This window comes from Oleiphilus sp. HI0123 (assembly GCF_001635315.1).
Window position 1 is genome coordinate 1 of record NZ_LWGE01000728.1, and the last position, 499, is coordinate 499.

Below are 499 nucleotides of genomic sequence, written 5' to 3' on the forward strand. Positions count from 1 at the left end.
TAGATAAGGCTTTTTCTGCTTTGACGCTCCCGGAACCTTGAAGCACCTGTTGAGCAAGCGTGTCATCTAGCAATAGAGGTATGTTTTGCTGGTAAAAAGCCATATCGATGGCTAATGGGTTGTGCTCTTTTTCCAGATAATCACCAACGATGCCATTTAACACAGAGCGACTTAGGTTCGCCCAGTTTTTTAGGTCTACCGAAGCCATTAATTTGTTATCACTCGTTAGCTTATCCATGCGTATTCACTCGTTTAGGTGGGAAAAACCATTCTTCGGGAATGGAAAAATAAAAACTCGCGCCAAGACCGATACCCCTTCTGGCTTATCGGACGATGCAAGACTGGCCAGTTCATGGTGGATGACACTTAAAGCATCAGCTACCTATCAGGCTATAGCTCACGAGGGCTGAACATGATAATTGCCATGCCCAATAGCGCAACGCCTACGCCGGTAATATCCCAGCACGTGGGTTTAATACCTTCGACAACCCATAGCCAA

General features: G+C 45.9%; 1 protein-coding gene and 1 pseudogene. Both read right to left on the reverse strand.

The window, feature by feature from the left end:
- On the reverse strand, positions 1-238 hold a 238-nt coding region (locus A3761_RS06480), incomplete at its 3' end, for a hypothetical protein (protein WP_197472901.1).
- A gap of 152 nt (positions 239-390) precedes the next feature.
- Positions 391-499: pseudogene (locus A3761_RS28760) on the reverse strand (hypothetical protein); the annotation flags it as partial.